Below are 7,537 nucleotides of genomic sequence, written 5' to 3'. Positions count from 1 at the left end.
TCAATCCGCGCCCGCCATTGCTGGCGGGCGAACTACCACTGCTGATGGACACCGAATATAGCGGCGACGTTTCAATCCGCGCCCGCCATTGCTGGCGGGCGAACTCTTTGAGCTATCGAACTTGTCAAACTTATGCGGTGTTTCAATCCGCGCCCGCCATTGCTGGCGGGCGAACTGGATATGAGGGGGTTTACGCTGTTACTGAGCAGGGTTTCAATCCGCGCCCGCCATTGCTGGCGGGCGAACTGCACCCTATGGGGCGCTCAACTCTGCGTTAAATGGTTTCAATCCGCGCCCGCCATTGCTGGCGGGCGAACTACCAGCGTCGAATCAACGCCAGCGACTGACGTGTGTTTCAATCCGCGCCCGCCATTGCTGGCGGGCGAACTAGCGCCCGTCCGACCATAACGAATGTCCGGGTTGGTTTCAATCCGCGCCCGCCATTGCTGGCGGGCGAACTTCCCTCACACCCAGGAGCCTCCACACCCATGCCCGGTTTCAATCCGCGCCCGCCATTGCTGGCGGGCGAACTTAGATAAACCTGTTGTAGATAAACCTGTTGTAGAGTTTCAATCCGCGCCCGCCATTGCTGGCGGGCGAACTCAAGATAAGGAGAAACCTTGAGAGCAGAACTAACGTTTCAATCCGCGCCCGCCATTGCTGGCGGGCGAACTGGCCCTCGGTGGCCCCCTCGGCGGTATGGCTGTTGTTTCAATCCGCGCCCGCCATTGCTGGCGGGCGAACTTGGCTGTCGAGGCGGCTGCAAACGCTTTCGGCTTGTTTCAATCCGCGCCCGCCATTGCTGGCGGGCGAACTGCTTCGAGTCCAAGGCCTTGTCGGCTCACAATTTTTTTGAGCATTTCCGCGAACCTGATGATGAAGGCATGCGTTTGCAAAAGTGGAAAGTCTCTAAAAAATATAAAGTGTTTCAAAACAACGGGTTACGAAGCGCGCGAACCTCTTGGTACAGTAAACATCACTTGGGGTTCGCGGTTCTAACCATACCACGGTGGTGCTGGCGCAGCCAGCCGAACCGCTCGCTAGAGCACCAAAGGCCCATCAAAATCGACGGCCTTGAACGTGCCATGTTCAATGACCTCAAACCCGCGCGTACCAGGAATTCTGTAAAGACGCAGGCAGTCCATGGTAGGGTCGATTTCGGCCAACAGCTCCCGCTCCAGCGCCTCGAACCTCGCCACGTCTAGCTGGCACTCAAATACCGACTTTTGCACCCGCTGCCCGGTGCTCTCGCAGACCCGGGCTACCCGGCGCAAACGGCGACGGCCCGCCTTGGTTTCTGTGTTCACGTCATAACAAACCAGCACAAGCATGTTTGACTCCTACTTAGCCACAAACGGCACGTATGGTGCGCCGTCTTCACGCAGCGCGCGCGCCATCAGGCGGGCCTGCACCAATGGCACCAAGCCCAGGGGTACGGTTTGCGCCAGCAGTGGGTGGCTGATGTCGTCCTTTTTCCGCTCCTGATAAGCCACCACCACGGCCTTGCGGGCATCGGGCTCCAAAGAGACGCCGCCGCCCTCGCGCAACACAAAGTCACTCGCATTTAACTGGCCACGGTTGATCAGTGTCAGCGCCAGTCTGTCTGCCCAAGGGCGAAACTCTTCCATCAAATCAAGCGCCAAGGCGGCTCGGCCTGGCCGCAAGGCATGCAAAAACCCAACTTGTGGGTCTAACCCGGCAGCTTCCAGCGCGCTGCGGCAGTCGTTCATCCACATGGCATACAAGAAGGACAGCATGGCGTTGAAGCGGTCGCGCGGCGGACGACGCGTGCGCCCATCCATGGCAAAGGCGGCGCGCAGGTCTGGGCGCACCAGTAGGTTCAGGCCACTGAAGTATTGGCGTGCTGCTTCACCTTCAACCCCGCGCAAGCTGTCCAGGTTGCTTACACCGGGCAAGGCGCGCAGGCTGGCAGCCAGGTCGTCGGCCAGGCGCGTCAAAACCTTGGCTTCATCCTCTGACTTGGTTTCGCGGGCGCCGCGTTGCAATACTTGGCGCGTGTTCTTGATCTTGCCCGCCACACTGGCGCGCGCCATGTCCAGCGTGAAGACCGGGTCTGCCACGCGCTGAAACTGCGCTTGGCGCAGCAGCACATTGCCAGACACAGCGCCTTCCAGCCGTGCCTTGAAGCGGCCGTTGTCATCCAGCAGCACCAGTGCAACGCCGCTTTCCGCCAGCCGATGCATGAGCGGCGCAGACAAACCGGTGTGACCAAAACACACTACCGCGCAGAGGTGGTGCAGCGGCACGCGCAGCCGGGTTTCGCGGTCAACCTCGACGCGCAGGGTGTCGTTATCCAGGCGCAAGTAGGTGTCGGGCGTGGTGACGTAGAGTGTGTTGAGAAGTTGCATGGCGGCCTTCAGGGCTAAGCGTCGGGGTCAAACAGGGCTGCTCGCGCGGTAGTCAGCCCCGCATGTGTGGCTTGGGGCTGGCACCTGTCCTGTAGCGAACACGCTTTGCAGCGCCTGACCGCTTGTTCGCCGCCCAGGGGCGGCGCCAGCGTGCCACTGGCGAGCATCTGGCGAATAGCCTCGGCGGTTTGCACCACGTCAGCGCGTAACTGCGCGGTGATCGGAACAACCCGACGGCGCCTGGAGGTTGCGTAATAAAGCGCGCCCTCATTGACGTGCTGGCCCGTCATGCCCTCCAGACACATGGCCTGCGCGGCCAGTTGGATGTCATCACAGGCGGCAATGTCGGCGGCCTTGTTGCGGCTACCGTGTTTGTATTCCACCGGGTAGGGCACGCCACCGGCCAGAAACTCCACCACGTCAGACTTGCCAATCAGCCCCAGCCCGTCATGCCAGAGCGGCAGGGCGCGTTCCACGCGCACGCCTTTGGCAGTTTCCACACCGGGTTGATCCGCCTTGGCATGCACCGCCTGGCCGCGCAGGGTATGCACGTTGTCGTCAAACACTTGCTCCAGATGGATCAAGCCACACTGGCGCGGGCAATACTGCCAGTGCTGCAGCGCAGATAGGGGGATGGGTTCTACCGGGTTCATAGACGATTTATGCCTCTGGCCCTTGTCTAGTATGCGTCACCAGCTATCTTTTTTGATACGCGTGGCAAGAAGTTTTCGCCAGTCACTACGGATTTGCCGGTTTGGCTCTCCAGTTGCTGGCGGGCTTGCCGGGCAATTCGCCCACCCGCTTTGGCTGCAGATTTGTTTTCGGTCATGCCGGTGGCATCTGCCGTTTCAGCGATCTGCCGGGTAGAGAGTTCGGCCAGGGCCGTAAAAATCAACTCCGCTTCGCTCATGTGGTCGCGCAGGTTATGACTTGTGAGCCCCTTAGCCTCCTTGTGCTCTACCACGCTCACGCCGGTCCATTCCTGGTGAATGATGTTGGTGAGGATGGCAAACTCGCTGCCCTTTTTGATGTCGTGCTCGCTCCAGTAATCGGTAAGCTTGTTACGCGTTTCCTGCCCGGTCATGCGCTGCTGAATCCACTTGTCGCTGCGGCCATGCTGCTGCCAGGTCTGGCGGGCACGGTTGAGCGTCAAGGCGGGGTCGGCCAGCTCTTGCATGCGCTCGTAACCCACCTTGGCCAGCCAGAGCTTGATCGGCTCGGCCTTGGGGCTGGGCACGGATTGCACCAGGCGCAGCAGGGTTTCGGCGGTGGCGACATCGGTAAGACGCTGCTTGCCATCGGCCGCAGGCATTTTCAACTGGTGACAAGTTGTCACCAGTTGACTGCCTTCATTGGCAAGCCGTCGTTTAAGCTGGTTCCAGTATTTGCGAGCGGTCAAGTCATCAGGTTGCTGGGTGAGCACTTGAACGACGTCGATCACGGAAAACCACCAGGTTTCCGTGTCTTCGTCGTACACGCGGCGAATGGATTGGCCTTCAAAGTCGGTGGGCAGGATTTTCATGGGCACTCCAGTCAGCAGCGCCGGATCAAGGTCACGCCAAGGGCAGGCTGCACCGTTTGACCCACCGCCAGGCTTTGCCCATCAAACGCCACCGAATACGCATCAAAGCTGCGGATCACTTCGCCTTCCACGGTGGGCTTGACCACCAGTCGGTCGAACAAGGCGTGGGCAGGGGCGTTGCCCAGTTCACTGTCGTGCTTGAAAACATACAGTCCTCGCGTGGACATTTCACCCCGAGCGGCAGACCTGTCGTGCTCAAACATTTGCGCTAGGGCCTGAAATACCAGCTCCAAGTCTTCTTCGCCAAAGCCGGTTTGCTTGGCTAGGAAGGAAGATACAAACCCGTGAGCCACATACACGCCATAGGGCACAGTGTGTTTACGGCCCATGGTGCGGTTGTCGCCCTGCTGCTTTTCAGCTTCAGCTTCAGTCGCCACGGCCATGCGGGTGATGGAATGCTCCAAGGCCACGATGGGTTCGACGGAGCGCGCAAAAGTCAGCTGTACCGGGCCGCGCACCTGACCGCAGTTCACGCCGGTGGACATCACCGCGCCAAAGGTGCGCACGTCAAAGAAGTTTTGACACATCCACTTGCGTGCCTGAGCAACTTCATCGGCACTGCCCTTGCGCTTTTCTTTGGCGGGCTTTTTCTTTTTGGCATCAGCTGCTGCACTTTCAGTAGCATCTTCCGCTTGATCTTCCTGGGCTACAGCCAGATTTAATGCCGAATAGGCACGCTGATTCTGATGGTTCAAAATGGCTTTTTCACGCACATAGATTTCAAAGCGCTTTTCGCCATCCACTGGCTCACGCTGGTCCTGCTCTTTGACCAGCCCGACAAAGTTGCGCACCTTGCGTTTGAGTGAAACATCGGTCATCAGTCCGTGGCCGGATTCAGCATCCAGGCGCGGCATGTTGCCAGCGTCGGGATCACCATTGGGGTTCCCATCTTTCACGTCCATGATGAGCACAAAGTCGTATCGGTTTTTCAGTGTCATATTCATCTCCATTGTTAAAAAGTCGCCATTGGGTTTGCCATCCTTCACATCGTTTCAATCCACACCCGGCTCAGCTGACCGTCGGGTGAAAAAGTCTTGTCGCTGGTGGTAGTAGCCCAGCGCAAACCGGCCTTGGTCTGGCAGCGGCAAGTGTTTGGGGAAATCGGTCACAGGGCCAAGCACCTCACCCAGCAATTTTTCAAACCAAGTGGTGCGCCCAACTGCCAGTTTTTTAAGGTGTGCATTTTTCAGACGAAGCAAGGTGGTGAACACGGCCACCGGTGTGCTGGAGGCTGCGCCGTAATAGCGGTCGCGGATGGTGGCATTGAGGCCGGGGCTGGCTTCTTCCTGGATTTTTTCCAGTACGGCAAAGAGCCGCCCCAGACGGTATGCCGGGTTGGGGTTGCTGAGATCAAGCATGGGCAAAAACTCCTGTTCTGGGGAAGGGTTGGGTGATGAAAGCTGGGCGTAGCGCATCTGGCGGTTCAGGCAAGCCTTGATGGCAGCAGCGCGCAGGTAGTTGACGTGTTGTTCAGCCCGGCAACGGCTCACGGCAGCGTTGAGCCACAGGCTGGGGTAAGGCGTGTTCACCCCGGCAAAGATGGCATCCATGATGGCGCCGCCCAGATTAGGTGGAATGTTGTCGGCTTTGTTTTGCACCGCTACAGCCGCCAACAGGCGAAACAGTGACGGGTATTGCGGGTCATGCGGTCCACGCGCCAACGACAGGTCTGCAAAATGCTGCACGATGCGCTGGCCCAGCTCGCGCAACGGCAGGCAGTGATAAAAGCGGATGCTGATGCGGGCCGCGTTCGGTGCCAAGCCCAGTACATAAAACCGCGTATCACCATCCGGCCCGGCCAGCCTTCCGCTGTGCACAGCTTCCAGCAAGGCATGCACGGCGCGGGTGCCACTGTCCGGGTCGTCTTTGGGTGGATCGCCAAAAATGTCGGGGGCAGACGTTTCAAACTCTGAATCGCGTTCGGCCCAAAACACGGTGGAAGCATCGCCGACCTGAATGCGCTGGGGCGAGTCTTTGCGCAGCAGGTGGTTTAACGCGGTGGTGTAGGCGAAAGCTGCGGCGCGGCTGACCGGGGCGTTTTCACCCTGGCGCTCAGTCTTGCCATAAGACTCGAAGGCGCGGGCATTGAACGAGACGATATTGGCCCCTGATGTCTGCGCGCCCCACACACCTTTGATGGACGCATGCAGGCGCTCCACTGGGGCCAGCTCTCCTGTCACCAGACACATCGCCTGGCGGGCATCCTCATCTGCTGAGACATTCAGCACTGCATTGACCACGGCAGGACGCTGGCACACCAAATCAAGGTCGCCTTGCAGCCGAAAGCTCAACACAGCATTACTTTCCAGCACGTCACTCCAAGCGGGCTGGCGCTCCAACTGCGCGAGGTCGATGTGCTCCAGAAAGCGCGCCACAGCTTGAATGCCTGCGTCCTCACGGGCACTGGCAGGCAGTGCAACAATGCGTGCACGAAAGGCGGCGTGTTGCTCTGCCACGCGCTCAGGTTTGCCCTTGGTGTCCACGCCGAGCACATATTCCAGCGTGTCCCATAGCAGATTAGCCGCCACGCCGGAGGTCTTTTTGACCCCGAGCGGCACGCGAAACGACTGCGCTACCTTCTTTTTTTCCTGCAGCTCACGGGTATCACGCATCTGCAACAGCTCGCCCTCGGCGCTGATCTCCAGCAAGAACGGAATTTCCTTCTGCTCCAACCCAAACATGGGCAGGCGCTGCGCGGGATCAGGGTCGTCGCATTTGCGGCGGTAGTAATCGGCCAGGGCTTGCAAAATCATCCGCGTGCCTCCTCAAATGGGGGAACCTGCACCACACCTTTGTCCAGCTTGGCGTTAAAGAAGCGCGGCTGTGGGTCAGAGGGGCGGGTGAAGTCCAAGTCGTGCAGCATCCAGCCCAACTCGCGGGTTTCGCCAATGGGCGTGGCAGGCGGCGTATCGGCTGTGACCAGCGAGAAGGCTGCCGCAAACTCGCGGCAACCCAGATACGGCTGGTTCACGCATTGGCCTTTGCTGGCGCGGCGGGTGAACATCTCGGTGTATTTCATCAAGGGCTCTGTGCCGCCCGGAGCCAGGGATAAATCAGCATGGATGCGGTAGGCCACATCGCGCAAAAAGTAGCCCGCGCGCTGCTGGCGCTCGTCTTCAATGTACAAACCCAGCGTGCCACTGCCCGCCGCCATGGCCTGCTGCACATTGCGGGTAGACACCACGGCGCTGACCTCGTTGCGCCGCAGGTTGATCCAGCGAAAAGGTTTGAGCACTTCAATGCGATGCACCCGCCACCGAATAGCAGGCTTCCACAGCACGGACTCAAAAATGGAGCGAGCCGCTGAAGGTGTCATCACGTCATAAGAGACGCGCTCCACCTTCATTTCCGGGCGGGTAAAGCAGGCGAAGGGGCCTGAGACTTCGAGGCAAAAGGAGGTCATTTTTTGCTTACTTTAAAACGTCAATAAGTTTGAAAAACACCAAGCTACTGCCCACAGGCAGCGCCACAAACACCAAACCCAATCGCATCACAACCAAAAGCCACGCCAACACAAACCGATAGCCTGGTTGCTGATGCATCAACCTGAGCTCCTTGAGCAATCGAGAAAAGTCCAAGAAGTCCA

At 59.1% G+C, this 7,537-nt stretch carries 7 protein-coding genes and 1 CRISPR repeat array; all 7 genes read right to left on the bottom strand.

The genetic code is table 11. The features are described from left to right. Positions 1-68 precede the first annotated feature (68 nt). A CRISPR array of direct repeats spans positions 69-816; the repeat unit is 37 nt; unit sequence GTTTCAATCCGCGCCCGCCATTGCTGGCGGGCGAACT. A 224-nt stretch (positions 817-1,040) separates the two neighbouring features. Genes cas2 through cas5c form a run of 7 tightly spaced genes read right to left on the bottom strand, consistent with a single transcriptional unit; the run spans position 1,041 to position 7,354 of the window. Further along, positions 1,041-1,331 (bottom strand): CRISPR-associated endonuclease Cas2, encoded by a 291-nt coding sequence (cas2, locus tag BLL52_RS06555; RefSeq protein WP_075585873.1) that lies wholly within the window; start codon positions 1,329-1,331, stop codon positions 1,041-1,043. A gap of 9 nt (positions 1,332-1,340) precedes the next feature. Next, positions 1,341-2,369 (bottom strand): type I-C CRISPR-associated endonuclease Cas1c, encoded by a 1,029-nt coding sequence (cas1c, locus tag BLL52_RS06550; RefSeq protein ID WP_075585872.1) that lies wholly within the window; start codon positions 2,367-2,369, stop codon positions 1,341-1,343. Positions 2,370-2,383: 14 nt separating this feature from the next. Next, positions 2,384-3,022: a CRISPR-associated protein Cas4 gene (gene cas4 / locus BLL52_RS06545; RefSeq protein WP_075585871.1), complete on the bottom strand. Its 639-nt coding sequence runs from the start codon at positions 3,020-3,022 to the stop codon at positions 2,384-2,386. 26 nt (positions 3,023-3,048) lie between these two features. Next, positions 3,049-3,891, bottom strand: a complete 843-nt coding sequence (locus BLL52_RS06540; protein WP_075585870.1) for a BRO-N domain-containing protein — start codon at positions 3,889-3,891, stop codon at positions 3,049-3,051. Between the two features lie 11 nt (positions 3,892-3,902). Beyond that, positions 3,903-4,889, bottom strand: a complete 987-nt coding sequence (cas7c, locus tag BLL52_RS06535; protein ID WP_075585918.1) for a type I-C CRISPR-associated protein Cas7/Csd2 — start codon at positions 4,887-4,889, stop codon at positions 3,903-3,905. A 54-nt stretch (positions 4,890-4,943) separates the two neighbouring features. Beyond that, positions 4,944-6,704 carry a type I-C CRISPR-associated protein Cas8c/Csd1 gene (cas8c, locus tag BLL52_RS06530; protein ID WP_075585869.1) on the bottom strand — a complete coding sequence of 587 codons (1,761 nt, stop codon included), beginning with the start codon at positions 6,702-6,704 and terminating at the stop codon, positions 4,944-4,946. Continuing rightward, on the bottom strand, positions 6,701-7,354 hold the full coding sequence (cas5c, locus tag BLL52_RS06525) for a type I-C CRISPR-associated protein Cas5c (protein WP_075585868.1): 654 nt from the start codon (positions 7,352-7,354) through the stop codon (positions 6,701-6,703). The genes cas8c and cas5c overlap by 4 nt, the downstream gene beginning before the upstream one ends. Between the last annotated feature and the right edge of the window lie 183 nt (positions 7,355-7,537).

The organism is Rhodoferax antarcticus ANT.BR (genome assembly GCF_001938565.1).
GTDB classification, from domain to species: Bacteria; Pseudomonadota; Gammaproteobacteria; order Burkholderiales; family Burkholderiaceae_C; genus Rhodoferax; species Rhodoferax antarcticus.
This window is presented reverse-complemented; position numbering and strand designations above follow the sequence as displayed.

What these genes read in the sequence shown, in the direction of transcription:
- cas2 (WP_075585873.1), bottom strand. Translation starts at nt 1,331, where the DNA reads ATGCTTGTGCTGGTTTGTTATGACGTGAACACAGAAACCAAGGCGGGC.
- BLL52_RS06540 (WP_075585870.1), bottom strand. Translation starts at nt 3,891, where the DNA reads ATGAAAATCCTGCCCACCGACTTTGAAGGCCAATCCATTCGCCGCGTG.
- cas1c (WP_075585872.1), bottom strand. Translation starts at nt 2,369, where the DNA reads ATGCAACTTCTCAACACACTCTACGTCACCACGCCCGACACCTACTTG.
- cas4 (WP_075585871.1), bottom strand. Translation starts at nt 3,022, where the DNA reads ATGAACCCGGTAGAACCCATCCCCCTATCTGCGCTGCAGCACTGGCAG.
- cas5c (WP_075585868.1), bottom strand. Translation starts at nt 7,354, where the DNA reads ATGACCTCCTTTTGCCTCGAAGTCTCAGGCCCCTTCGCCTGCTTTACC.
- cas8c (WP_075585869.1), bottom strand. Translation starts at nt 6,704, where the DNA reads ATGATTTTGCAAGCCCTGGCCGATTACTACCGCCGCAAATGCGACGAC.
- cas7c (WP_075585918.1), bottom strand. Translation starts at nt 4,889, where the DNA reads ATGACACTGAAAAACCGATACGACTTTGTGCTCATCATGGACGTGAAA.